The sequence below is a fragment of the Janthinobacterium sp. OK676 genome (assembly GCF_900103595.1).
GTDB lineage: Bacteria > Pseudomonadota > Gammaproteobacteria > Burkholderiales > Burkholderiaceae_D > Janthinobacterium.
In genome coordinates, this window is the sequence record NZ_FNHA01000001.1 from 349535 (window position 1) to 373783 (window position 24249).

At 63.5% G+C, this 24249-nt stretch carries 26 protein-coding genes; 7 read left to right on the forward strand and 19 right to left on the reverse strand.

Annotation, left to right across the window (positions count from 1 at the left end):
• Position 1: 1 nt before the first annotated feature.
• From BLU39_RS01670 to BLU39_RS01685, 4 genes are all read right to left on the reverse strand, one after another.
• Positions 2 to 1345 (reverse strand): sensor histidine kinase, encoded by a 1344-nt coding sequence (locus BLU39_RS01670; RefSeq protein ID WP_092708777.1) that lies wholly within the window; start codon positions 1343 to 1345, stop codon positions 2 to 4.
• Positions 1345 to 2739: a class I SAM-dependent methyltransferase gene (locus BLU39_RS01675; protein ID WP_092708780.1), complete on the reverse strand. Its 1395-nt coding sequence runs from the start codon at positions 2737 to 2739 to the stop codon at positions 1345 to 1347. The genes BLU39_RS01670 and BLU39_RS01675 overlap by 1 nt, the downstream gene beginning before the upstream one ends.
• A 413-nt stretch (positions 2740 to 3152) precedes the next feature.
• Positions 3153 to 4178, reverse strand: a complete 1026-nt coding sequence (locus BLU39_RS01680) for an AraC family transcriptional regulator (protein ID WP_092708785.1) — start codon at positions 4176 to 4178, stop codon at positions 3153 to 3155.
• A complete protein-coding gene (locus BLU39_RS01685; RefSeq protein WP_092708788.1) occupies positions 4178 to 5086 on the reverse strand; it encodes a GGDEF domain-containing protein in 909 nt (302 codons plus the stop codon). Before BLU39_RS01685 ends, BLU39_RS01680 begins: the two co-directional genes overlap by 1 nt.
• Positions 5087 to 5391: 305 nt before the next feature.
• Between BLU39_RS01685 and BLU39_RS01690 the strand changes: the two genes are divergently transcribed.
• Together BLU39_RS01690 and BLU39_RS01695 are read left to right on the forward strand one after the other, a co-directional pair.
• Complete coding sequence (locus tag BLU39_RS01690) at positions 5392 to 7929, forward strand: TonB-dependent receptor (RefSeq protein WP_092708791.1); 2538 nt, start codon at positions 5392 to 5394, stop codon at positions 7927 to 7929.
• Between the two features lie 14 nt (positions 7930 to 7943).
• Positions 7944 to 9812 carry a phytase gene (locus BLU39_RS01695; RefSeq protein ID WP_092708794.1) on the forward strand — a complete coding sequence of 623 codons (1869 nt, stop codon included), beginning with the start codon at positions 7944 to 7946 and terminating at the stop codon, positions 9810 to 9812.
• Between the two features lie 60 nt (positions 9813 to 9872).
• On the opposite strand, the gene BLU39_RS01700 is transcribed toward BLU39_RS01695, so the two are convergent.
• Both BLU39_RS01700 and BLU39_RS01705 read right to left on the reverse strand, forming a co-directional pair.
• Positions 9873 to 10289: a hypothetical protein gene (locus tag BLU39_RS01700; RefSeq protein ID WP_092708796.1), complete on the reverse strand. Its 417-nt coding sequence runs from the start codon at positions 10287 to 10289 to the stop codon at positions 9873 to 9875.
• Between the two features lie 99 nt (positions 10290 to 10388).
• Positions 10389 to 10868, reverse strand: coding sequence for a hypothetical protein (locus BLU39_RS01705; RefSeq protein ID WP_139178119.1), 480 nt, complete (start codon positions 10866 to 10868; stop codon positions 10389 to 10391).
• A 210-nt stretch (positions 10869 to 11078) separates the two neighbouring features.
• Between BLU39_RS01705 and BLU39_RS01710 the strand changes: the two genes are divergently transcribed.
• Positions 11079 to 11957 carry an EamA family transporter gene (locus tag BLU39_RS01710; protein ID WP_175539179.1) on the forward strand — a complete coding sequence of 293 codons (879 nt, stop codon included), beginning with the start codon at positions 11079 to 11081 and terminating at the stop codon, positions 11955 to 11957.
• 140 nt (positions 11958 to 12097) lie between these two features.
• Positions 12098 to 12514 (forward strand): c-type cytochrome, encoded by a 417-nt coding sequence (locus BLU39_RS01715; RefSeq protein WP_092708801.1) that lies wholly within the window; start codon positions 12098 to 12100, stop codon positions 12512 to 12514.
• A 42-nt stretch (positions 12515 to 12556) separates the two neighbouring features.
• On the opposite strand, the gene BLU39_RS01720 is transcribed toward BLU39_RS01715, so the two are convergent.
• From BLU39_RS01720 to BLU39_RS01740, 5 genes are all read right to left on the reverse strand, one after another.
• Positions 12557 to 12907, reverse strand: a complete 351-nt coding sequence (locus BLU39_RS01720) for a hypothetical protein (RefSeq protein ID WP_092708803.1) — start codon at positions 12905 to 12907, stop codon at positions 12557 to 12559.
• Positions 12908 to 12916: 9 nt separating this feature from the next.
• Entirely contained in the window at positions 12917 to 13180 is a 264-nt protein-coding gene (locus BLU39_RS01725) for a DUF378 domain-containing protein (RefSeq protein ID WP_051991725.1), read from the reverse strand.
• A gap of 174 nt (positions 13181 to 13354) precedes the next feature.
• On the reverse strand, positions 13355 to 13885 hold the full coding sequence (locus BLU39_RS01730) for a GNAT family N-acetyltransferase (RefSeq protein ID WP_092708805.1): 531 nt from the start codon (positions 13883 to 13885) through the stop codon (positions 13355 to 13357).
• Positions 13886 to 13892: 7 nt separating this feature from the next.
• Positions 13893 to 14465 carry a helix-turn-helix domain-containing protein gene (locus tag BLU39_RS01735; protein WP_092708807.1) on the reverse strand — a complete coding sequence of 191 codons (573 nt, stop codon included), beginning with the start codon at positions 14463 to 14465 and terminating at the stop codon, positions 13893 to 13895.
• A gap of 40 nt (positions 14466 to 14505) precedes the next feature.
• On the reverse strand, positions 14506 to 15408 hold the full coding sequence (locus BLU39_RS01740; RefSeq protein ID WP_092708810.1) for a LysR family transcriptional regulator: 903 nt from the start codon (positions 15406 to 15408) through the stop codon (positions 14506 to 14508).
• Positions 15409 to 15514: 106 nt separating this feature from the next.
• On the opposite strand from BLU39_RS01740, the gene BLU39_RS01745 reads away from it, so the two are divergent.
• Together BLU39_RS01745 and BLU39_RS01750 are read left to right on the forward strand one after the other, a co-directional pair.
• Positions 15515 to 16591: a YeiH family protein gene (locus BLU39_RS01745; RefSeq protein ID WP_254788854.1), complete on the forward strand. Its 1077-nt coding sequence runs from the start codon at positions 15515 to 15517 to the stop codon at positions 16589 to 16591.
• 106 nt (positions 16592 to 16697) lie between these two features.
• Positions 16698 to 17339, forward strand: a complete 642-nt coding sequence (locus tag BLU39_RS01750) for a LysE family translocator (RefSeq protein ID WP_034755914.1) — start codon at positions 16698 to 16700, stop codon at positions 17337 to 17339.
• A 5-nt stretch (positions 17340 to 17344) separates the two neighbouring features.
• Here the strand turns inward: BLU39_RS01750 and BLU39_RS01755 are convergent, their stop codons facing one another.
• On the reverse strand, positions 17345 to 18106 hold the full coding sequence (locus tag BLU39_RS01755) for an alpha/beta fold hydrolase (protein ID WP_092708815.1): 762 nt from the start codon (positions 18104 to 18106) through the stop codon (positions 17345 to 17347).
• A gap of 86 nt (positions 18107 to 18192) precedes the next feature.
• Here BLU39_RS01755 and BLU39_RS01760 point away from each other — a divergent pair, with 86 nt between their 5' ends.
• Positions 18193 to 18951 carry an AraC family transcriptional regulator gene (locus BLU39_RS01760; protein WP_092708817.1) on the forward strand — a complete coding sequence of 253 codons (759 nt, stop codon included), beginning with the start codon at positions 18193 to 18195 and terminating at the stop codon, positions 18949 to 18951.
• Here BLU39_RS01760 and BLU39_RS01765 read toward each other — a convergent pair.
• The 7 genes from BLU39_RS01765 to BLU39_RS01795 all read right to left on the reverse strand — a co-directional run bounded on the left by BLU39_RS01765 (position 18948) and on the right by BLU39_RS01795 (position 24164).
• Entirely contained in the window at positions 18948 to 19589 is a 642-nt protein-coding gene (locus BLU39_RS01765) for a CatA-like O-acetyltransferase (RefSeq protein ID WP_092709846.1), read from the reverse strand. The genes BLU39_RS01760 and BLU39_RS01765 overlap by 4 nt on opposite strands.
• Before the next feature lie 37 nt (positions 19590 to 19626).
• The gene (locus BLU39_RS01770; protein WP_092708820.1) at positions 19627 to 20175 is read right to left on the reverse strand and encodes a DUF6714 family protein; all 549 of its coding nucleotides are present in this window, start codon (positions 20173 to 20175) and stop codon (positions 19627 to 19629) included.
• Between the two features lie 61 nt (positions 20176 to 20236).
• Complete coding sequence (locus BLU39_RS01775) at positions 20237 to 21457, reverse strand: MFS transporter (protein ID WP_092708823.1); 1221 nt, start codon at positions 21455 to 21457, stop codon at positions 20237 to 20239.
• Between the two features lie 167 nt (positions 21458 to 21624).
• Complete coding sequence (locus tag BLU39_RS01780) at positions 21625 to 21897, reverse strand: pentapeptide MXKDX repeat protein (RefSeq protein ID WP_092708826.1); 273 nt, start codon at positions 21895 to 21897, stop codon at positions 21625 to 21627.
• An 83-nt stretch (positions 21898 to 21980) separates the two neighbouring features.
• Entirely contained in the window at positions 21981 to 22751 is a 771-nt protein-coding gene (locus tag BLU39_RS01785) for a molybdopterin-dependent oxidoreductase (protein ID WP_254788856.1), read from the reverse strand.
• Positions 22752 to 22761: 10 nt separating this feature from the next.
• Positions 22762 to 23358: a cytochrome b/b6 domain-containing protein gene (locus tag BLU39_RS01790; RefSeq protein ID WP_092708832.1), complete on the reverse strand. Its 597-nt coding sequence runs from the start codon at positions 23356 to 23358 to the stop codon at positions 22762 to 22764.
• Positions 23358 to 24164: a DUF1223 domain-containing protein gene (locus tag BLU39_RS01795; RefSeq protein WP_092708835.1), complete on the reverse strand. Its 807-nt coding sequence runs from the start codon at positions 24162 to 24164 to the stop codon at positions 23358 to 23360. The genes BLU39_RS01790 and BLU39_RS01795 overlap by 1 nt, the downstream gene beginning before the upstream one ends.
• Positions 24165 to 24249 lie beyond the last annotated feature (85 nt).

A 24249-nucleotide genomic window follows, 5' to 3' on the forward strand; every position in this document is an offset into this window, starting at 1 on the left:
GCTAGCGGCCCTCCCAATTCGAGCGCTGCAAGTCGAAGTTCATGCTGGCCCATTTGCCCAGCTCGCTTTCGGCGTTCAATGTTCCCCCGTGGCGCTCGATCACGCCATAGCTGATGCTCAAGCCCAGTCCCAGGCCCTGCCCCACTTCGCGCGTGGTAAAGAACGGCTCGAACACGCGCGCCAGGTTTTCCGGCGCGATGCCGGGGCCGTTGTCGCGCACGCTGATGCGCAGGCGGTTGTCATCCCAGTGGGCCGTGATGCGGATCTCGAACGGCGGCGCATTGCCCTTGCGCATGGAGAGCACGGCATTGCCCAGCAAGTTGATCAGCACGCCCACGATGGCCGCCTCGTCGCCGCGCACGAGGGTGTCGACCGGCAAATCGTGGCTGATGCTGACATTCTTCGTTTCATGGCCCACGAGGCGGATGGCCGCATCGAGCGCGCTGCGGAACTGGAAGTGTCCCGTTTCCAGCTGGTTGCCGCTCTTGCGGTAGGCAAAGGTTTTTAAATCGGACACGATGTGCTGCACGCGCAGCATGCCCTGCTTGGCGTCGGCCAGGCATTCGCTGACGAGCGCGCTTTGCTTGGCGGCCGGGTCTTCGATGGCCACCTCGATGGCCATCATGCAGAAATTCACGGGGTTATTGACTTCATGCAGCATGCCGGCGGCCAGGGTGCCGATAGCGGCCATTTTTTCCTGCTGCAGCATCTGCCCCTTGATATCGGCCAGGCTTTTATTCGTCTCTTCCAGCTGCGTGTTCTTTTGCGCCACTTCCGCCTTCAGCTGGAACAGCATGAAGCGGGCGCGCTCGTTAAAATAGGTAAATACGGCGCTGATGCTGGCCGACATGATGAGGAACAAACAATTGACAACGAACGTGCCCGGCAGATCGAAGCCGCCCGCATGCCAGGCGCAGGCGGCCACGTACAGCAGGCAGGAGATGGCGCCGAAGACCATGTTTTGCCACAGGCCGAAGGCCAGCACGATGCCCGAGGAATAGATGGCCAGGGTCATGCCCACGTAATAGATCGAGGTGGCGCCCTCCGTGACGGCGATCATCCAGGCAATCATGATTTGCGGCAGGATCAGCCACACAAAGGTCAGGCCCTGGATGCGGTCTTGCGCCCAGCGCGTGCGCATGGCCAGCACAACGCAAAAGATCAGCACGGACACCAGGATGCGCGCACCGGTAAACGCCGATTGCTTGTCCGGATACAGGGCCGAATCGAGGCCCATGCCCAGCAGGATCAGCACGATGCCCGTGTAGGCCCCGCCGCGGCTGAATTCCAGGCGGAAGTCGCGCAAAACGGCCGTGTAGCCGGCGTGCAGGCCTGGAGTATCCATCAAGGAATGCTCACTTCCGCGAACACATTCACGCCCGTCGCATCGACATAGATTTTCGGCTCGGTCGCATGTTCGGGCAGCAGGGCCGACAGGCCCGCTTCATTGCGATAGATCAGATGCCACTCGAGCAAATGCTCCATGCCGAACTTGCCAGGATTGTCGGCGTGCACATTCGTGACGAGCAAGCGTCCGCCCGGCCCCACGCGCGAGGCGAAGTGCATGAGCAGGCGCGCGCACACCTTGTCGGACAGATAGTCGAACAGGCCGGCGCAATACACGGCGTCGAAACTGCCGGGCAAGCCCGTGGCGCCCGAGCCATGGCGCCGCTTGAGCAGGTTATGCACGGAATCGTGCACGTAGTCGATCTCGACCACACGCCCCGTGCGCTGCATGATGGTGGTCAGGCGCGCGCGCGTCCAGTCCAGAGTCTCGCTGCTGAAATCGACCAGTTCGAAGGCCAGCCACTGCGCATCGGGGCAGGTTTCCAGAAAGCGCTGTACCTCGATGGCGGGGCCGCAACCCACGTTGAGCACTTTATACACGCGCCCGGCGGCGCGCGCCGTGGCCGCCTTCTGCGACAGGAATTCCGTCAGGATATCGATGCGGTTACGGTGCGCGGTGGCCACGGCCGCCTGCAGGAAGGCCGCATTGACGATCTGAAAATACGTGCTCGGGCCCTGGCGCGGGTCGTCGAGCAGCTGGTTGACCATCTGGTAGTCGCCCGCGTAACCGAGCGGCTTGGTAAAGGTGCGGAAGACGAACGGTGCGCGCAGGATCAGCGGGTGCAGCGCCGCCTGGGCGAAGGCGCGGTGGGCCGGCGCCCGCTCTTCCTCGACGAGCGACGCTTCCACCTCGAGCTGGCGCAGGTACAGCTGGGTCTGCTCCATCAGCGGCAAGGCCAGTTCATCGAAGATGTCGGGGCGCAGCCGGCCGTTTTCCTTCGGCAGCGAGTCGGACAAGTCGACCTGCTCGACCCAGCGCGCCACTTCCGACAGGAAGGCGCGCATTTCATTGACGACGATCTGGTAGTCGCGGCGGATGCGGAAGCGCTCGCCCCAGCCGGCGACGAAGGCGCTGGACTCTTTCAATACGGCGCCCTTGACCACCACCACGTCGCTCAGCTCGCGCCACTCGTCGATCAGGGTCACGGAAACGATGGCGGTCAGGCCCGTGTTGACGCTGCTGATGACGACGGCCTTGCCCACGTAGGCGTTCTTCGCCCCCATGCGCACCGTCACGTCATTGAGCACCTCGCTGACCTGCACGATCGAGTATGGATTGTAGATTTCCATGACCAGCGAATTGCGCTGCAAGTTGAAAATCGTGCCGCGCACCGCCTCACCCTGGGTGTTGCGGAAACTGACGACTGGATCGATCTGCGATTGTGAATACACGATTGAGCATTATCAAGTTGCCCGGTTTCCGGCGCACCACACTGGTGACACCCGATTCCAGGCTGGGTTAAGGCACGGCACACCAGTCGTCTGCCGCCGGCGCCGCCATCGCAATGGCGGTATTGCGGCGTCGCGCGACGCCGTGCCGGAGCGCCTCAAAGCGCGTCTGTTCGCTCTCTGATCGAGTGTACTATGGATGTAGCAGAACGGGCAATTGTTCCCGCAGGAACGACTGTCCGTGGCGCTGGCGCGCAACGCCCGACAAAACCCGCGCGCCCCACATGGAATGGGCGACGCCCATCAAAACCGTAGCGAGCGGAAGTGAATTGCGGCCGAGAAGCGCAACTGTGCTCTAGCACAGTGAGCATCGCAGGCCGCAAGTCACGACGCGCAGCAGGTTTTGATCGGCGTTCTCATCCAGCGACGAACAGGGCCAGGGCATGACGCAGCAACTGCGGCGTTTGCCCCGTCCAGCGCTTGAACGAGCGGCGGAAGTTGGTGGCATCATGAAAGCCGAGGTAGGCGGCCACGGCATCGTTGTCGTAGCCATGCGCCTGGAACAGGTAGATCGCCTTGTGCGCGCGCACCTGGTCCAGCTCGGCCTGGAAATGCGTGCCGTGGCGCGCCAGATGGCGTTTCAGGGTGGCGGGACTGACGCCGAATTCCTGCGCCGTACGCTCCAGGGTCGGCGCGCAGCGGATATTGGCCAGCAGGTAATCGTACAGCGCACCGAGCAGGCTGACGGCCGGCACGGGCGCCAGGGCCGCCGCGCGCAAGGCCAGCGCGGCCGCCGTGGCATTGCCGCGCGGCCAGGGCTTGTCGAGCCAGCTGGAATCGATGAGCATGGCGTCGACCTGGCAATCGAAACGCAGGGCCTGGCCCAGGTGCACTTCGTGCTGCTCCACGTGGCGGGGCCGCGCGCGGTTGAAGCAGAAGCGCCACGGCAAGGCTTCCCCGGCCAGCCATCGGCACATGGCCGCCAGCGCCGTCATGTGCATTTCCACGAGAAAGGGCAGCTGGCTCGGCGCGCCAAACGCATCGACCCAGTACAGCACGTGCATGTCGCCCGCCTCGCGCAAGCGCGGCTGCAGCAGCGGGCACAGCAAGGTATGCAAATCGCACAGGATGCCGAGCGCCTGGCGCAAATTCTGCGCCTGCAGCAAGGCGTGGCTGGCGGCGCCATAATGGCCGGGCAGCATTTGCTGGCCCAGCATGAAGCTCGTGTCGGCGCTGTCCAGGCCGCGCGCCACGTTGGCCAGCAATTGCAGGTATTGCGCGGCGCTGACCTGGCTTTCCGCGGACGGCAGCGCGCCGCCGTCGAGGCCCGTGCCCTTGAGCAGCGGCGCAGTGTCGAGCTCGCGGCTGCGCGCGTAGTCGAGCACCAGCGCCGGCTGGTGATGGGCGGCGATGCTGGGGTCGCTTTGCTGGTTCAACGGCATCAGGCAGGCGCGGCGGTGCCGGCCCGGGGACCGGCACTCCGGCCCGGCGTTTCCACGGCACGGCTCAGCTCGGCCAGCACCACTTCCGGCACGCCATCCGTCAGCGAGCAGGCGTGGCGCAGGCTCAGGCGGATTTCGCGGTTGTCGTTGGCGTAGTGGCGCATCTGCCCCACCATGGCGCACAGGTGGCGCGCCTTCACGGCCGCGTCCTCGCGCGACACACCCGGCATCAGCACGGCAAAGCGGTCGCCCGCATAGCGGCACAGCAAATCGTCATTGCGCAAGTTCAGCAGCAGCATGTGGCCCACGGCTTGCAGCACGCGGTCGCCTTCGCGGTGGCCGTATTCGCGGTTAATCAGGTGAAAACTGTCGATATCGAGCAAGACGAGCGCGCAATCGAGGCCAGGCCGGCGCTCCTGTTCCAGGCGCATCTGCGTGCGCAGGTAACTGGCGTCGGCCAGCTGCGTGATGCGGTCGAAGGCGCGGTGGTCGCGGAACAGGCGTTCACGCTTTTGCAGGTGCTCGTTCAGGCGAAACTGTTCCTGGCGCCAGTAATACATGCCGATCGTCACCAGCAGCATGCCAAACGGAATCAAGCCTTCGAGCCAGTTATCCCACACGGCGCTCTTGTCGATAGCGAAGAATTCGTCGAGGCAATCGGCCCACGAGCCCAGCATGATGGCGCACAAGCCGCCGGCGATCAGACTCGTCACCCTTCCGCGCGGGCGGCTGCTGAGGGTAAACAAAAACCAGACGCCCGCCATGACGGCCGTGCCGCCTTCGCAGACGATATCCATCCACTTCCAGATGGCAATCGGTTTAGGGTGCCCCAGTGTGGCGTACAGGAAAAAGAACAGGGGCAACGCGAGCGCGGCGGCAATCAGGCTGTTACGGTGCAACGGCAGCATGTGGGGAACCTTTAAAAGTGGTGCTGTCGCCACGATAGCGCCCGCCCATGACGGCACGATGACATGCCCCGCGCCCGTGCGGCAGGTGCAAACGGCTCAGCATTACCAGTGCAGCGGATGCAAATCCGGCAAGCCATTGCCCATGCGCTCAGCCGTGGCAGGTCATTTCAGCTCACCACGATTCATTTCCAGCCATAAAGCGTTCACGGGCCGTTGTTTTCAAGGTGGCAAGCCCTTGCCTGTCACGCAACCGTCATATTTGCTGCCTAGAATCCGCCCGGTTCCTTCCCCTAACCGAGCTTTTCATGAAAACCATGCACACTTCGATTCCCTCCCCGCTGCGCCTGACGGCCGTGGCCCTCGGCATCATGGCCGTCTTCAGCGGCCAAAGCCATGCACAAGCGCAAGGCGAGGATGGCCAGCCGGCCGCCACCGTAGTCGTCAGCGGCCAGCGCGCCAGCCTGCGCAACGCCATCGCCGCGCAAGAGAAAGCGGACAACATCATCAGCGTCATCAGCAGCGACGATATCGGCGGCTTGCCCGATAAAAACGCGGCCGAGGCGCTGGCCCGCTTGCCGGGCGTGTCCGTGCAGCGCGACCAGGGCGAAGGCCGCTACATCACGGTGCGCGGCCTCGGGCCCGACTTGAATGCCGTCACCATCAACGGCGCGCTCGTGCCATCGCCGGAAGCGGGCCGCCGCGCCGTCGCGCTCGACATCCTGCCAGCCGGCCTGATCCGCACGCTGGAAGTATCGAAGACCCTGCTGCCGGAAATGGACGCCAACTCGCTGGGCGCCACGGTCGAGGTGAAATCACTGTCCGCCTTCGACTTGCCGGGCAAGCTGCTGTCGGCCAACGTGGGCGCCAGCCATGACGAAAAAACGGGCAAGACCAGCCCCAGCGGCGGCGCCCTGTGGGCACAGCGCTTCCTCGACGGCAAGCTGGGCGTGGCGGCCGGCCTGAGCGCGGAAAAGCGCTCGTTCGGCTCCGACGACGTGGAAACGGGCGGCGCCTGGAGCAAGGGTAAATTGTCCAGTCTGGAATTGCGCGACTACCTGCCCGTGCGCAAACGCGGCGCCCTGGCCGTCAACCTCGATTACCGTCCCGAAGCGGGCAACAGCTGGTTTTTACGCTCTTTTGTGAGCGAATTTTCCGACAATGAAGTGCGCGACCGCCTGACCATCAGCAATATCGCGGGCGGCAGCGCGGCCGAAGACCAGACGGCCAGCGCGCGCGCCGAGCGCCGCATCCGCCAGCGCAAGTACACGCAGCAAGTACGCTCGCTCGTGCTGGGTACGCAACAGAAATCGGGCGACTGGACCCTGGACGTGAAAGGCGGCCTGAGCCGCGCCACGGAAGACACGCCGGAATCCCTGAACGACGGCCGTTTCCGCGGCATCAGCAATTTCGCCGGCATCAGCTTTACGGATACGCAAGAGCCGAAATTGAGCGGCCCCGCCTCGCTGTACGATCCGGCCAGCTATGCGCTCAACGCCATCACCCTGCAAAAGCGCTACTCGAAGGACAATGAACACCATGCACGCATCGACCTGGCGCGCAAGTTCGACATCGCCACCCTGAAATTCGGCGCGAAAGTCAGCCGGCGCGAAAAGACCAATGACACGGATCAATGGGCGTACAACAGCAGCAAGGCCACGAGCGGCAATTACTGGGGCGCCGGCTCCACGTCGATGAGCAATTTCGTGCAGGGCCACAACCTCGACTACGACCTGGGCAACATCGGCGTGGCGCTCGATCCGGCCCTGATACGCGCCCGCGTGGCGGGACTCGACCGCGCCAAGGCGCGCCTGGCCACGGAATCCATCATCAACGATTACCGCATGCATGAAGACATCAACGCCATGTATGTGCAAAACAGCTATGACTTCGACGCCTGGCACATCCTGGGCGGCGTGCGCGCCGAACGCACCAGCTTTGAAGCGGCCGGCTCGCAAGTGGACAGCGCCGGCGTGGCGACGCCTTTGACGCGCGAACGCTCGTACACCAACTGGCTGCCGAACCTGCAAACCCGCTATGACGTCGATCAAAAGACCAGCGTGCGGGCCGCCTGGACGCAAGCCGTCGTGCGCGCCAACTTCAGCCAGCTGGCGCCCGGCATCAGCCTGGCCAGCAACACGGAAGCCGTGATCGGCAACCCGGACCTGAAACCGCTGAAAGCAAACAACCTGGACCTCGGTATCGAACGGGTGCTGGGCAACGACGGCGTGATGTCGGCCTACGGTTTCTACAAGGACATCAAGAATTTCACCTACACGACGAACCTGGCCGGCACGGGCCAATGGACGGGCTACACGACGGCCACCTCGTATGCGAACGGCGACGCGGCCAAAGTCAAAGGCATCGAACTGGCCTACATGCAGCCGCTGCGCATGCTGCTGGCGCCATTCAATAAATTCCTCGTCGGCGTGAACGGCACCTTGAGCACCTCAAGCGCGCAAATCGGCCGCTTCGACAAGGCGACGAACAAGCAGATGCACCGCGACATCCGCCTGCCGGGCCAGTCGAACCAGGTGATGAACTTGATGCTGGGCTATGAAACGGGACCGGTCAGCGCCCGCCTGGCCCTCAACTACAAGTCGCCGTATCTGCTGGAAATGGGCGGCGATATCCTCGACCCAAGCCAGGACCATATCGTCGCCAGCCAGAAGCAGCTCGACTTCTCGCTGTCCTACCAGATCAACAAGCAGTTTCAGGTACTGTTCGAAGCGGCCAACCTGAACAACGAGAAATACTATGTCTATCAAGGCACGAAGCAATACAACGTGCAGAACGAACAATACGGCCGCACTTTCAAAGTGAGCCTGAAAGCCAGCGCCTTCTGATGATGTCAACTAACATGAATAACATAAAAAAAACCGTACTCTGCAGCGCTTTGCTGGCTGCCTTTTGCCTCACGGGCACAGCGCAAGCTGCGCCTGCCCAAGCAGTCCCCTCGTTCACGCAGGAAGCGGAAGAACTGGCGCGCCTGCCGGGCGGCGGCTGGCTGACCCTCGACAAGCATGGCTTGCGCCTGTTCGACGCAGCCGGCCAGGAACGCGACCGCATCGCCGTGCGCGCCAAGCAGCTCGACACGCGCAGCGATGGCGGCAAGGTGCTGGCCGTCTTCCTGGAAGCGGACACGCAGCGCCCGCTGCCCGTGTCCGTCGACGTGCAGGCCGGCAAGCTCAATCGCCTGGCACCGTTCCCCGTTCCCACGTTTTCCGTGGAAGCGTCGTGCCTGTACCGCGACGCCCAGCAACTCGATCACCTGTTCTTGATCGGCAAGGATGGGCAGGCGGAACAGTGGGTGATGCAGGGTGAACAGCGCAGCCTGGTACGCAAACTCGCCTTGCCGCCGCACGCCAAGCATTGCCGGGTAGACGACGGCGCCCAGCGCCTGCTGGTCAGCGAGGCCAACATGGGCGTGTGGGCGTATGACGCCGATTCGGAAGGCATGGGCAAGCGCGAAGTAGTGGCCCTGCGCAAGCCGTACGGCCAGCTGGACGGCGGCGCCGGCGCGCTGGCCGTGCTGCCTGGCGGCGTGGCCGTGCTCGACGGCAAGGCGGAAATGCTGCACCTGTACTCCCATCAGGGAAGTAAATGGACGGCACAGCCAGCCCAAGCCGTGGCCTTGAACGTGCGCAAGGGCGACAGCCAGCTGGCGCTCGACGGGAATTCCTTGATGTTGCGCGGCAAGAGCGGCTGGCAAGCGCGGCCATTGAAATGGGCCGGCAAGGCGGAAACGTCGTCTGCGGTGGCCATCATCGCCCCGCAAGCGCAGACGGCGCCGATGGCGCGCCAGGGCGACGCGGCCGACGATCCTGCCATCTGGCTGGCCAGCGATCCTGCAAATGCGCGCATCCTGGGCACCAACAAGAAACAGGGCTTATTGGTCTACGACTTGCAGGGCAAGCAGACCCAGCTGCTGGAAGTGGGCCGTTTGAACAACGTCGACGTGCGGCAAAACATCCAGCTTGGCGGCGGCAAGGTCGACCTGGCCGTCGCCACCCAGCGCGACGACAACAGCATGATGCTGTTTACCATCGATGCCGCTGGCGTCGTGGCGGAAGCGGGCCGTTTTCCGACCGGCCTGAAAAGCATCTACGGCATGTGCTTGTACCAGCCGGCCAGCGGCGGCGTGCAAGCGTTCATCAACGACAAGGACGGCACTTTCCAGCAGTACAAGATCGACATGAGCGGCAAGCAGTTCAGCGCCACCCTGTTGCGCAGCTTCAAGGTCGCCACCCAACCGGAAGGCTGCGTGGCCGACGACGCCAACGCCCGCTTGTTCCTGGGCGAGGAAACGCGCGGTATCTGGACCACCTCGGCCGATGCCGCCAAGCCCGATGCCCTCGCCATGGTCTTGCCGGTCGGCCAGCACCTGACGGCGGACGTGGAAGGCATGGCCATCTACCGCCAGCCTGACGCCAAGGCCAACACCGGCTACCTGATCGTCTCCAGCCAGGGCGACAGCAGCTATGTGGTGCTCGACGCCCAAGCCCCGTACAAGGTGCGCGGCCGCTTCAAGGTGGGCTTCAACCTGCCCGCCGGCATAGACGGCACGTCGGAAACGGATGGCCTCGACGTCACTTCCGCCAACCTGGGCGGCGCGTATGCGCAAGGCATGCTGGTGATACAGGACGGTTACAAGCGCCTGCCCGACGGACCGCAGAACTTCAAGTATGTGGCGTGGGGGGATGTGGCAAAGGCGTTGAAGCTGGACTAAGGACCGTGGGGCAGCCGGTCAAGGCTGTCCCATGTCCGATAGCGGCGTTAAGGATTGCCGCTACCTTGTGCGCGGCATATCGATGGCAAAAGGCAGGCTTTTGCCAAAAAAGTCCACCTTGCCCGTCACGGCCAGGCGTTGCGCCGACAATTCCACCAGGCGCAGATCCGCGACGTCACGGTATTCCATCATGTAGAGAGCGGATTCACAGTGCGGATTGCCGGCATCGACGGCCAGCATCCGCACGGGCGCGGCATCCGCTCCCGCAACGCGCAAGCCCTGCAACGAGAAGGATGGCGGATACAGCGCCCACGACCAGGGCGCATCGTCGTCTTCCGTCAGCCGCATGAACACATCGTCGTCGGCCTCGATCCTGATATTGACTTCCCACATCCCATCGGCTTGTGCCGACACGCTGATCCGGGATTTCGCGACATCCACTTCGAAATTGGTGTCGCCGATACTGAATACATGCATTACCCTGCAACTCCTGATTGATCCATGAATCGACTGCCCGACAGGCCGCTGGCATAGGCCGTCATGCCGCCTCGGCCAGCAGACCTGCGCGGGCACTATTCAATCGCCCTGCTGTTGCCAGACCGCCTTGCCGTCCTTGATATAGATCAAGGCGCTGGCAGAGCCCTCTTTCGCCACCACGATCCCGTCCGTTTTCAGCTTGAGCGATTTTTCATGATAGCTGTGCTGGAGCGAGCCTTTGTCCTCCGCCTGCCAGACTTCCAGCCAGGCAAAATCATCGCCGCCGTTGGACAAGGCATGGCCCGCACCGACGATCAGGGGCGCCGTTTTCTGCCGGAACAGGAAGACGATGCCCTCTTTCTTGCTGTCCTTGTTCTTGACGAGGACCGCCAGGTCTCCCTTGCCGTCGCCATCGAAATCGCCGCGCAAGACGAAGGGATTGATGCGGACGCTGACTTCAATGCCTTCGCGTTTGGCCAGGCTATCGAGCTGTTGCGTCGCCCAGGCCGGCAATTGCGCCTGCGGCGGCAAAGCCTGCGCCCCAGCCAGGCCGGTGGCGAACACCAAAGCGACAGTCACTGCCATGCTTCTGCGATTCATAATGCGACTCCATCAGGATGAAGAATCAGGGTGGCACCCGGCGGTTCCCGGTGTGCAGGCAGAATAGCATTATCAGAAAATACTTGCACTGCCTCAACAGTGCCCGCTTGCCCGTTCAGGCAGATAAATTACCGCCGCTGGCAGATCTGCCAGCGACTGGCGGCCTGCGGCGTATTAAAATACCGTCCCATGACCTCCCCCGCCTCGACCTCTTCCCTCCCCGACAGCATCCTGCTCCCTTCCCTGGCCGTACTGGGAGGGCAAATTTCCGTCAACCTGGGGGCGGCGATTGCGAAGAACCTGTTTCCCGTCATCGGCGTGGAAGGCATTACGGCGTACCGCGTGGGATTTTCCGCGCTGATCCTGCTGGCCATCTTCCGGCCGTGGCGCTACCGCCTCACGCGCAAGGATGTGCTGAACCTGCTCGTCTACGGTTCCGTGCTGGGACTGATGAACTTGCTGATTTACCGGGCCTTTGCGCTGATACCGATCGGCATCGCGGTCGCCATCGAGGTCACGGGACCGCTGGCCGTCGCCATGCTGTCGTCGCGCCGGCCCCGCGATTTGCTGGCCGTCGCCTGCGCCGTGTTCGGTCTGTATCTGCTGCTGCCCCTGCAGGGCAGTCCGGGCAGCCTGGACCCTGTCGGCGTCGCGTATGCGCTGGGAGCGGCGCTGTGCTGGGCGCTGTACATCATCTTCGGCAAGCGCGCCTCGACCTTGCAGGGCGGCCAAGCCGTGGCCTGGGGCATGACGGTGGCGGCCATGGTAACGGTGCCCATCGGCGTCGCGTATTCGGGCACGGCCCTGCTGGCGCCATCGATCGCGCTGATGGGCCTGGCCATCGCCATGCTGTCCAGCGCCCTGCCATATTCGCTGGAAATCTTTGCCCTGCGCCGCTTGCCGCAAGGCGTGTTCGGCATGTTCAGCAGCGCGGCGCCAGCCGTCAGCGCGCTGGCCGCCATGGTGGTGCTGGGAGAACTGCTGAGCCTGACGCAGTGGCTGGCCATCGCCTGCATCGTGTTCGCGTCGGCCATGGCGGCGCTGGGTGCCCAAGGCGGCAAGCGCTAGGAGTCCCTACCGATACCCGCCGCGCATCCTGAAGCGATTCTTGCACCGCGCGCTGACAACGCTGCGCAACTGGCAGGCAGGTTTTGATGCCGCCTGTAAAATGCATGATCATTGCCATATCATGCATGCCCGACTCACCGATGACATCCACACTTCTTTTTCGCCTGCTCTCCCCTTTCGCTACCGCAACCCTGCTGCTGGCGCCAGCCCCCTTCGCGCAGGCGGCCGCTCCTGCAGCTCCTGCCGCCCTCACAGGCAATGCCGAAGCGGGCAAGGCCGCGTTTCGCAAGTGCGCCTCCTGCCACCAGGTGGGACCATCGGCACGCGGCGGCTTCGGCCCCAAGCTGTCGGGCGTGATCGGCCGCAAAGCCGGCTCGACCACCGACTACAAATATTCGGCGGCCATGAAAAACGCGAATATCGTCTGGACCGAGCAAAACCTGGCCAGCTTCCTGAAAGCGCCGAGCGACTTCATTCCCGGCAATAACATGCGTTTCTGGGGCATCGGCAATGGGCAGCAAGTAGCCGACCTGCTGGCCTATCTGCGCACGCAATAACGGCGTCCAGTTTGCGCAGGCAATCCGGCCCATGACGCCGAGTCAAGCTTCCAGCGCTTGCAGCACACCCTTGCGCTGCTTGTGCGCCGCCTCATAGGCACGCAGCCGCTTGCGCTGGGCATCAGACAGGCCATCGAGCTTGTCGCGGATCTGCGCCACCGTAAATTGCTGGTAGCCGGCGATGGGCAAGTCCGGCTGTGATGCATCCGGGCCAGCGCCGCCGGCTTTCTTTCGCTGCCGCGCCTGCCTGGTTTCACCGGACTGCGCCCTTTGCTTGTTCACGATGCGCGCCGCGACTTCTTCCTCGCGGCCCGGATAGCGTCCTTCCTGCTTGAAATCTTTTTCCAGCTTCTTGAATTCGCGTTCGCGCTTGGGATTGGCACCGACGGGCATACGCTCCTCCTAGGGCTTGGCCGGCAACTTGCGCAGGCACAAATAAATGGAATACAGCGCCGCCAGCCCCACCAGCACGTACACGCCGCGCGAAGCGGCCGTCATGGCGCCGAGGATGCTGGCCACGATGTCGATATCGAACAGCCCCACCAGCGCCCAGTTCAAGCCACCCACGATCAGGAGGATCATCGAGATCCAGTCGACCACGTTCAAACGCTTTGCCGACATTTCCTGTTTTGCCGCACCGTCCGATCCTGCCTGGATATTCGCCATATCAGCCTCCTGTGAGAAGAAAGGACCCGCCGCCGGGTCCATGCAAGAAACAGTGTAGGCGCGGCGCCGGCACACGCCAGTCGGACGATGCCGGGCATTCAAGTAGGAAGACTCTGTAATCCGGCGGGTGATTTTATCTGGCAACAACGCCAAGCGCATCGGACAATTGCAGACTCATTGCCGCAGTTGCTTGTACATGACGGTAGTCGCGTCCAGCCGGTCGCCAGCGGGCGCCAGCGCATAGCCGGGGATACTGCCCGCCACCGCGTAGCCGAGCGACAAGTACAGCGCTTGCGCATGGTCGCCGCTGCGCGTGTCCAGGGTCAGCAGGCTGCGCGGCAAGAGGCGCGCCTGTGCTTCCAACGCCTGCATCAGCTGGCGGGCGATGCCCTGCCGGCGGAATGCGGGCGCGACCAGCAGCTTGCGCACTTCGGCCCGGTGCGCCTGGTTGGGATTGGTATCCCAGTCCAGCTGCACGGCGCCCGCCACCCGGCAATCGACTTCGGCCACCAGCAGCAAACGCACGCCGCGCGTGACGGCCGGCAACACGTTATCCGTCCAGAACGCCTGGCTGGCCGCCGTGTCGAAGGGCAAGATAAAACCGATGCTGGCGCCGTCGTGCACGCAGTCGTGCAGCAAGGCGCCCAGTTCCGGCAAGCGTTCGACTATGTCGGTGGATGAAAAATGGCGTAGCGATGGGGGCATGGCGACCTCAGACAAGAAAGAGAAAATAGCGGGCGCCGCTGTCTGGCGGCGTCATGAATGCGCTGGGACCGTGCAGCTGGTAGCGCAGGCAGTCGCCGGCCAGCAAGTCGTGCGAGCGACCATCGACGGTCACGTTTAGCTTGCCTTCCTGCAGCAACAGATGGTGTTCCATGCCGGGCCGGGGCGAGGCCGCGTAGCTGATCGTCACGCCCGCATCGAGCTCGCATTCGAGCGCTTCGCCAGCCAGCGCGCGCGACGGGGGCGAGACGGAACGGCGGATAAAACCGGTGTCCGGGTCCGTCCACACGCTTTGCTGTGCCCGCCGCAACAGGGGCGGAAAATCGTCTTCCACCATGCGCAGCAAGCGCGACATGGCCAGGCCGTACGCGGCGCACAACTTGCCCAGCACGCTAGTCGTCGGGCTGACTTCGCCATTTTCCAGGCGCGACAGGGTGGCGCGGCTGACCTGGCTGGCGCCGGCCAGCTGGTCCAGCGACCATCCCCGCTCCACGCGCAACTGTTTCAAACGCGCGGCCAGCCGCTGTTCCGTACCGTTTTCTGTGAGTGCTGAATTTTCCATATGTGGGAATTTATCCCTTATATGGAAAACAGTCAAGCTGTCAGCCCGCCATGCGCGATGCATGACGGCACAGTTCCAGGAAACCGGCCAGGCGCGGCGACAATATCTTTTTCGATTGACGGATCAGATAAAAGTTGCGCTCCAAGGGCGGCAGCATGGTTTCCAGCTCCACCAGTTGCCCGTTGGCCAGCAGATCGGCCACGACGACGCGCGACAGGCAGGCGATGCCCAGCCCCGCCGCCGCGCCATATTTGATGGCTTCCGAATTGCTGAATTCGCCCGCCGCGCGCAGGTAGTGCAGATACGGCACCAGCGCCTGCTCGACGGCTTCGCGCGTGCCCGAGCCCGCTTCGCGCAGCAGCCAGCCTGCCTGGTTCAGTTCCGTAAAGCTGAGCAGATGGCGCAGCTGCGCCAGCGGATGCGTGGGCGCAGCCACGATCAGCATCTGGTCCGTCAGCCACGGTTCCACCAGCAAGCCCGCTTCATGGCACGGCCCTTCGATCAGGCCGATATCGACACGGAACTCGGCCACGGCGGCCGCGATGTCGGCCGTATTGGCGATGGTCACCTGCGGAATGCTGCGCCCGTATTGCTGCGCCGCCTGCGCCAGGATCTGCGGCAGCAAATAGATGCCGATGGTGGTGCTGGCGCCGATTTGCAGGCTGACGGGCACGGATGGGTCGGCGCCCGCGAACTGGCGCTCGATGCTGGCGGCCCCGTCGCGCATCTGCCGCGCCTGCGGCAACAGCAGGCGGCCATTGTCGTTGAGCAGCAACCGCTTGCCCACCCGGTCGAACAATTGCGCGCCCAGCAAGGTTTCCAGCTCGTTCAGGGACGCGCTGGTGGCAGATTGCGACAACGCAATCTGCTCGCCGGCCGCGCTGGTGCTGCCCGTGTCGGCCACGGCCAGGAAAATCTGCAACTGCCGCAAGGTCAACGCCATCTGATCTACCTATTTTTACGGTTAAACATACAAAAACAATCCGTTTTACCATTTAATCGGTGAACTGTACAGTCATGCTATACGCAACAAGAACATGGAGTACGGCATGTCATCCCTCTCAACAACGAACACAAGCAATTTCAGCGACCGCTACGGCCGCCTTCTGCCGGGCCTGCTGCTGAGCGGCCTGATCGCCTGGGGCGCCATTCAACTGGGCAAGCTGGAATGGATGCAAAGCCACGGCATGAGCGCGCTGACCCTGGCCATCATGCTGGGCATCGTGCTGGGCAACAGCGTGTATGGCCGCCTGGCGCCCACCTGCGGCGCGGGCGTGGCCTTTTCCAAGCAAACTTTATTGCGACTCGGCATCATCCTGTACGGCTTCCGTTTGACCTTCCAGGATATTGGTCAAGTGGGCTTGGCCGGCATCGCCATCGACGCGCTGGTGCTGGCGTCCACGTTTGGCCTGGCCATGTTTCTCGGCACCAGGGTATTCAAGCTGGAACGCAACAGCGCCATTCTGATCGGCGCGGGCAGCTCGATCTGCGGCGCGGCGGCCGTGATGGCGACGGAACCCGTCGTCAAGGGGCGCAGCGAAGACGTGACCGTCGCCGTCTCCACCGTTGTGGTGTTCGGCACCATCGCCATCTTTTTATATCCCTTGCTGTACCAGCTGAACCTGGGCTGGCACGTGCTGGGCGCCGCGCCCACGGCGTTTGGCGTGTACATCGGCTCGACCGTGCATGAAGTGGCGCAAGTGGTGGCGGCCGGCAAGTCGATCGGGCAGGAAGCGGCGAATGCGGCCGTGATCGCCAAGATGGTGCGCGTGATGATGCTGGCGCCGTTTCTCGTGATCCTGTCGGCCGTGCTGGCGCGCGGCAAAGCAAAGTCCGGCGGCCACGACAAGGCCACCAAGCTGGCCATCCCCTGGTTCGCCTTCATCTTTATCGGCGTCGTCGCCTTCAATTCGCTGGGCCTGCTGCCAGCGGGCGCCGTGGCCGCCATCACCGATCTCGATACGGCCCTGCTGGCCATGGCCATGGCGGCCCTGGGTTTGACGACGCACATGTCGGCCATCCGCCGCGCCGGCATCAAGCCCCTGCTGCTGGCCGGCCTGCTGTTCTGCTGGCTGATCGCCGGTGGCGCCGCCATCAACCATGTGATCACCAGCCTGTTTGCCTGACCACGAGCCTGATTCAAGCCGAGGCCACTGACGCGGGAGCCGAAAACTTCGTACAATACAAGTGTTTTGACTCTCAAACCGGCTTCGGCCCCACCCAGGAACATCCATGCACCTCTCGAACTGGCTGCTTTTCTGCAGCGTCGCCCTGCTCGTCACGTTTTCTCCCGGCCCGGCCGTCTTGCTGGCCATCTCGAATGCCATCGCCGTCGGCCCGCGCCGCGCGATGATCAGCAGCATGGGCAATGGTTTTGGCCTGTTCATCATTTCCGGCGTGGCCATGGCCGGCATGGGCGTCGTGCTGGCCACCTCGGCCACGGCCTTCATGCTGCTGAAACTGGCTGGCGCCCTGTACCTCGTGTACCTGGGCATCAAGCAATGGCGCAGCAAGACCAGCGTCGTGGCCGATGCGCCCGTGGTGGCCGGCGCGGCGAATCCGAATTCGTTCTGGAAATTGTTCCGCCAGGGCTTGACGGTGGCGCTGACCAATCCGAAAGCCATCCTGTTCTTCTCGGCACTGTTCCCGCAATTCATCACGCCAGGCGAACCCGTGGCCATCCAGTTCACCGTGCTGACGACCTCGTTTGTCGCCTGCGCCATGCTGGCCCACTTGTTCTACGCCAACCTGGCGCGCCTGCTGAAAACCCAGTTGGCCACGCCGGGCCGCGCCAAGTTGTTCAACCGCATCACGGGCGGCGCCTTCGTCTTGCTGGGACTGAGCCTGCTGCGCCTGCGCAGCAAGGCGGCGTAAAGCCACTAAGCCGATAAAAACGCCTCGATGCTGGCCGCCAGGGCCAGCGGCGTTTCATTCATCGGATAGTGTCCCGCATTGCCCAGCACCTCGAGCCGGGCTTGCGGGTACCACGCCAGATAGGTGCGGCGCATCAGGGCCGCATCAAAACGCGGGTCGTGCTCCCCCACCAGCGCCAGCAAGGGCAATGCCACACGCGCCGCCTTGATTTCCTCACTGAAATCCGTCCCGCTCCACGCGAGGAAATAAGCAGCAAACGCGGCCGGATCCGCACTTTCCCACGAATATTGCGCCTTCCAGTCCAGCCAGGCGGCTGGCAAGCGTTCGCCCGTGCTGCGGTTGATGATGGCGCGCCGCGCATCGACGTTGCCGCTGGCGTCAAGAAACAGTTGCCGCGCCGCCCCATCGAGCGCCACGCCGCAGCTGGGCACGGGCGCCACGGCCACCAGTTTGCGCAGGCGCAAGGGCGCCAGCAAGGCCAGCCGTTCCAGCGCCATGCCGCCCATCGAGTGTCCCACCACGCTGAACGTGGCAAAGCCCAGCGCATCGGCCAGGGCCAGCGCGTCGCGGGCGACCTCATCCATCGAGCACGTTCCTGCGGCGCCGCGCATGCCGCCGTAGCCGCGATTGTCCATGAAGACATAGCTGAAGGCGCCGCCATCAAGGGCCGCCTCCATGGGGGCGAACGCGTGCGCGTCGCCAAACCAGCCGTGCAGGACGATGACGGCGTGGGGACCATGGCCCACGCGATGACAGGTATTGTGCATGTTCACTCCTGAAAAAGAGTGTGATGGTAAGCGGCCAGCCGTCGGCCCGCTTTCGATGACAGGCCAAATACTGTAGAGTGCGGGCCATGGATGATTTTTACACGGAAGTGCCGCGCCCCTTGATCGCCACGGTGCGCGACTATGGCGCAGGCACGATGTTTCCCAGCCACAGCCATGCGCGCGGGCAATTTGCGTATGCGGCGCGTGGCGTCATCAGCGTGCACACGCCGCAAGGCAACTGGCTGGTGCCGCCGCAACGGGCCTGCTGGGTTCCGGCGCACTTGGCGCACGGCATGCGCATGCATGGCGCCGTGACCATGCACAACGTGTTTATCGACATGGCCGCCATTGCCGGGACCGGCTTGCCGCCCCACTGCCAGGTGCTGGACACACCGCCGCTGCTGCGCCAGTTGCTGGCCGAGGCAGTAATGGTCGATGCCTTGTACGTGGAGCAATCGCGGGCAGGACGACTGATGGCCTTGCTGCTTGACGAGATTGCCGCCGCCCGGCCCCTGCCCCTGAGCGCGCCCCTGCCGCAGGAACCGCGGCTGGCTCGGCTGTGCATGGAGATGCTGCGGCAACCGAGCCTGGACAGCAGCCTCGATGCGATGGCGGCGCAGGCCGGTATGAGCCGGCGTACCTTTACGCGGCAATTTCGCGCCCAGACGGGGCTGGGCTTTGCCCAATGGCGCCAGCAAGCATGTCTGCTGGCGGCCATCACGCGCCTGGCCGGCGGGCAAGCCGTCACCCGCGTGGCGCTCGATCTCGGCTATGCCAGCCCCAGCGCCTTCACGGCCGCCTTCCGCCGCGTGCTGGGCCAGGCGCCCAGCGATTATCTAGCCTAGGCAATGATGGCGGCGATGCGCCGCGCCAAGGCCTGCGCCAGTTTCTGCACATGGTAGCCGTCGACAAAGCCGTGATGGGCTTGCGCTGAAAACGGCACGCGCATGCGGCCATCGTCCTGCGCGGGACCAAACTTGCCCCAGGTAAAGGTCGGGATGTCGGCGTCGCGGTGGCGGCAGACAGGGTGCTCGATGGCCGCCAGCTCCAGCCATGGCAAACAGGTGATGAAGATATTGTTGCGCTGCTCGCGCTCGGTCTCTCCCTCGCCCGTGTTGATCAGCGCGCTGCTCGCTTCGGCGACGCGTTTCGCTTCCAGGCTGCGCGCGATGAATAGATCGAGCTGGTCCGTCATCGCGAAGCGCGTGTAGTTGAGGTTATCGTCGCCGTTGATGACGGTGTAGGAAGCGGGAAAATCGTCGATCCGTATCACTTCGCCCTGGTGGATGCGGTACATGAAGTTGTCGATCTCCCTGACCGTGTTGAGCAGGCAGAACAGGAAAAAGTGAAACACGGGAATGTTCCGTTCCTTGCACCAGGGCCGGAAATCCGGCACGTCGAGCTGGAAATTGATGTTGACGAGGGGATTGTCAAACGCCCGGAACAAATCATAGCGGTCGCGCCGCTTTTCAAAATTTTTCATGCGGCGAGTGTAGACGATGGCAGTGCTGGCGGGCAAGTCATGCCGTATCGGCTTGCCAGTAATTTGCCAGGGCGTCCAGGGCATACTGTCCGGACAGGCTCTCATCCACCTGTGCGACAAACGTCAGGAATAGCACGACGGCCTGTCTTTGCGCCGCATTGAAGCCGGCGTATTTCGCGATGGCATGCGCGCGCAAATCCCGGTTCCGTTCAAACGGAGAAAGCGCATGCACCGTCATTCCAAGCACATCTGTTTCCCAGCTTGTCCGATGATGATATGCCACGGCGTAGCGCATGTATGCCGGCAAGTAATACAGAAATTCCTCAGCTTCCATATGGGCGAGCAAACCTTCGCACTCCTCGATTTCAGCATCGGGAATCTCTTGCCAGATCGAATCGACTCGCTCCTTGCCACTTGCAGCCCATTCCCTTTCGCTGATGTCCTCCGACATACCGTATTTATCCGTCAAGAGAAATTGGCGCAAAGATGTTTCCGCGCGCTGCGTACCAGCGAACTCGCGTTCAATACAGGCGATCAGGCTGGCCGCATCGGCCGTGGCTGTCGATAAATTATCTGAACAATTCATTCAAAATCCTTGGATATCCCCAAAATGGCCCGGGCCACCTCCGCCACGCCCTCTTGTGGTGTCATTTGGCGGCGCCGTGCGCCAAACCCCGCTGCACCTTCCACGCCAACGGTAAAGTGAGCAGCAACACGGCCGCCAGCACCAGCAAGGCCGTGGGCACGCTCGTATGGTCACCCAACGCGCCAAACAGCACGGGCGACAGCGCCCCGCCGCCGATGCTGCCCGTGTAGAACAGGGCAAACGCGTGCTCGCGCTTGCCGGGCTCGGCCAGTTCCGGCACGGCGCCGTACAGCACGGACGAGGTGCCGTTCAACGCCAGCCCCAGCAAGGGCAGCATGGCCATGACGCCGGCCAGCGGCAGCCACAGAGCCGCCACGATCAGCAGCGAGGTCATCGATTCCGTCAGCCATACGGTTTTCATCATGCCGATGCGCGCGCCCAGATAGCCGCACAGCAGCTTGCCAAAGGCGCCGCCCACGAACAGCAACGATAAGGCCACGCCGATGCCGGCCGTGCCGGCACCCTTGCTTTTCAGCAGGAATGGCAAAAAGGTGAGAAAACCCATGCGCACGGCGCTGTCCAGGGTGCCCGTGGCCAGCAAGGCGCGGAAACTCGCGGGCGAGCCATTGCCCGCGATGGGTTTGCTGACTTTTTGCTGGTTGGCCTGGATGTCGCCCGGCTTGGGCAACAGCCACCACAGCAAGCCGGCCGCCGCCAGGCCCAGCAAGCCCAGCAGCGAGACGCTGGCTTGCCAGCTACACACCAGCAACAGCAAGCCCACCAGCGCGGGGATCAGGGTCTTGCCGATATCGCCGGCAAAATTGTAGTGCGACAGCGCTTCCTTCACGCCGCCGCCCGCCTCGTGCGTGTCGGTGACAATGGACGAGGCCAGCGGATGCTGGGTGCTGGCGCCCAGGCCGCCCAGCAGCAAGGCAAACAGCAACACGGCCAGGCCGCCCGCCTGCCCCGCGACCAGATAGGCGACCCCGGCCAGCGCCGTGCCGCCCACGAGCAGGCGCTCGCGTCCCCAGCGTTTGGCCATGCGGCTGGCCAGCAGCTGAAAACCGGCCATCATGCCCGAATACGATCCCCGCAACAGGCCCACCATGGCATAGCTGATGGCAAACTGCGCCTGCCAGATGGGCAGCAGCACATAGATCACGTCCGTCAAGCCGTCATGCACGGCATGCGCACTGCAGGCGGCGAACAGCGAGCGGCGGCGTATCGGTTTGTCGGAGGGAGGTACTTCGGGGGACAGCGCGGCAAGCGATGGTTCGTTCATGATTCTGCAAGCGGGGAAAACGCGAGACAGCCAGCTTACACCAATTGGCAACTTCGCATCTTGAAGCGTAGCAAGACTAATGTTATTGCAAGATTGGTCTGACGCAAACGCAGGGGGAGCGCAAACCAGGCCCGGCGTCGTCACGTTGACGGCGCCGGGCTTCCACCTTACTTGGCCATCGCATCCTTGGCCATGCCATCTTTCTTCATTTCATCCTTTTTCATGCCGTCTTTCGCCATGCCATCCTTGGCCATGTGGTCTTTTTTCATGTGCTTCTTGGCCATCGGCTTTTTCATGCCGTCCTTGCCCATCGCATCCTTGTGCATGGCATCGGCCGAAGCGTCCTTGGCCATCGGCTCTTTTTTCATGGCGTCCTGGGCGAAAGCGGCGCCCGACATGAGGATGGCGGAAGCGATGATGGCGGTGATGGTGGTTTTCATGATAGGTCCTTGTCTCAGTGTGGGATGGGCGAGATTGCCCGGTGGTAAAGCTGTTGCTGTGCTACAGGTGTTGCCAAAAGTGTTCAAGAGCCGCCAAACCAGTTGTAGCCCTGATTTTCCCAATACCCTCCCGGATACGTATTCGTCACGAAAATGGCCTGGATGTGCTTGGGGTTCTTGTAGCCCAGCTTGGTCGGCATGCGCAGTTTCATCGGGTAGCCATACTTGGGCGGCAATTCCTGGCCGTCGTAGCTCAGGGCCATGATGGTTTGCGGATGCAGGGCCGTGGCCATGTCGATGCTCGTAAAATAATCGTCGGCGCACTTGAAGCCGATATATTTCGCCGTCGTGTCGGCGCCGATTCGCTTGAGGAAATGGGAGAACGGCACGCCGCCCCACTTGCCGATGGCGCTCCAGCCTTCCACGCAGATGTGGCGCGTGACTTGCGTTTCCTGCGGCAAGGCGCGCAGTTGCGGCAAGGTCCACGCTTTCTTGTCGGCGATCAAGCCGCTCAATTCCAGGCGCCAGGCCTCGCCGTCGACCTCCTCCACTTCATCCTCGCCGTAATAGGCGTTGAAGGGAAACGGCCGCGTGATCATCGAGTCGGGATAGGTGGGCGCCAGTTTATTGGGGTCGAACAGCCATCCCTGCACCCGGTCGTTCATGCGCGACACCGCCGTCAGGGCCGTTTCGATGCCGGACGGGTCGCTGGCGTTGCAGCCCGTCAGCAGGGACAGGCCGCCCAGGGTCAGGCTGCGCTGCAGGAACAGGCGCCGCGACGGCTGTTTAATCTGACGCAAGGCGTCGGCCAGCATGGCCTGGCCCTGCTCTTGCACGATGATGGTTTTTTTCATGCTCATCTCCTTAGCGGCCGCGCAGCATGGCGACCAGGGTGCGCGGCACCAGCGCCACCATCAGCAGGTGCACGCCGACAAAGCCCACCAGCAGCGCCATGGCGATGAAGTGGACCCTGCGCGCGCTCTCATAGCCGCCCAGCAGCTCGCGCAAGATGGGAAACTGCACGGATTTCCACAGCACCAGGCCGGACAGCACCAGCACGATGCAGTCGAGCATGACGAACAGGTAGGCGGCGCGCTGGACCATGTTGTAGTGGCGCGGGTCCGCGTGGGCCAGCTTGCCCTTCAGCGCGGCCGCAAAATCGGCCAGCAGCGCGCGCGGCGACAAGGGAAAGAACTGGCGCCGCAGCCGTCCCGAGACGATGTTAATCAGCAGATACAGCAAGCCATTGGCCACCAGCAGCCACATGGCGGCGAAATGCCACTGCAGGGCGCCGCCCAGCCAGCCGCCCAGGGTCAGGGCGCGCGGCAGTTCGAACGGGAAAAACGGCGCCGCGTTATAGATGCGCCAGCCGCTGGTCGCCAGCACCACGACGGCCACGGCATTGAGCCAGTGCGTGATGCGCAGCCAGGCGGGATGGATCACGTTTGCTTGCCCGTTCATCACATCGCTCCCTTCGCGCAGGATGCCGTGCTGACGGCTTGCAGGATGGCGCTGCTGTCGCTGCGCTGCACGAAGGCCACCACTTGCAGCTGCTCCGGGCGCCAGCTGGCGGGCAGCTTGACTCCGCGGCGCAGCTGGGCGCGGCCTTGCGCCAGCGCAACCGGTCCCAGCCACAGGCGCACGGCTGCATCGTGCTGCAGGGTGACGCCCCGGTTTTCCCCGCGCAGCACCTTGGACACGATGGCGCTTTCGCTGATGGCCACGTACAACTGGCCTCCCGTCCGCGCATCCGGCGCGCTGGCATTGGCTTCCAGCACCAGTTTGCCACCGGGCCCCGGCGTGGCGGACAGGTCAATCTTGACGGGCGCGGCGGTCGCGTTGATGCGGCGGATGGCGGATGGCAGCTGCGTATCCCAGCTGCGCAATTCCGTGCCGCCCACGAAGAACTGCGGCGTATAGGCCACGTGGCGCGGCTGGTGGCGCAGCAGTTCGGCCTGGCGCGCATCGAATTGCGCCTGCGCCAGCGGGTCCGTCCAGCCGATCTGGTCCCAGTAGGTGACGTGCAAGGCCAGCGGCACGATCAGGCTGGCCGCTCCCGCTTCCTTGCGCAAGGCGCTCAGGCGCTGGTCGGCGGGCGGACAGCTGGAGCAGCCTTCGCTGCTGTAGAGCTCCACCAGGGCCGCCGTCTGCGGCCCGCTTTGCACGGCGCAGCGCTGGCCGGCCGCCATTTGCGCCATGGCCGGGGCGACCACGGCCATGCTCAGGACGGGTAAAAGCAGTGTTGCAAGGCGGTGCTTGATGTCCATGGTCTTTAGCCGGTATATTGAAATAAGAAGCGTGAAATAAGAAGCGTGAGTTAAAGAAGCGTGCTTGCCTGTCAATTCGCCGCGA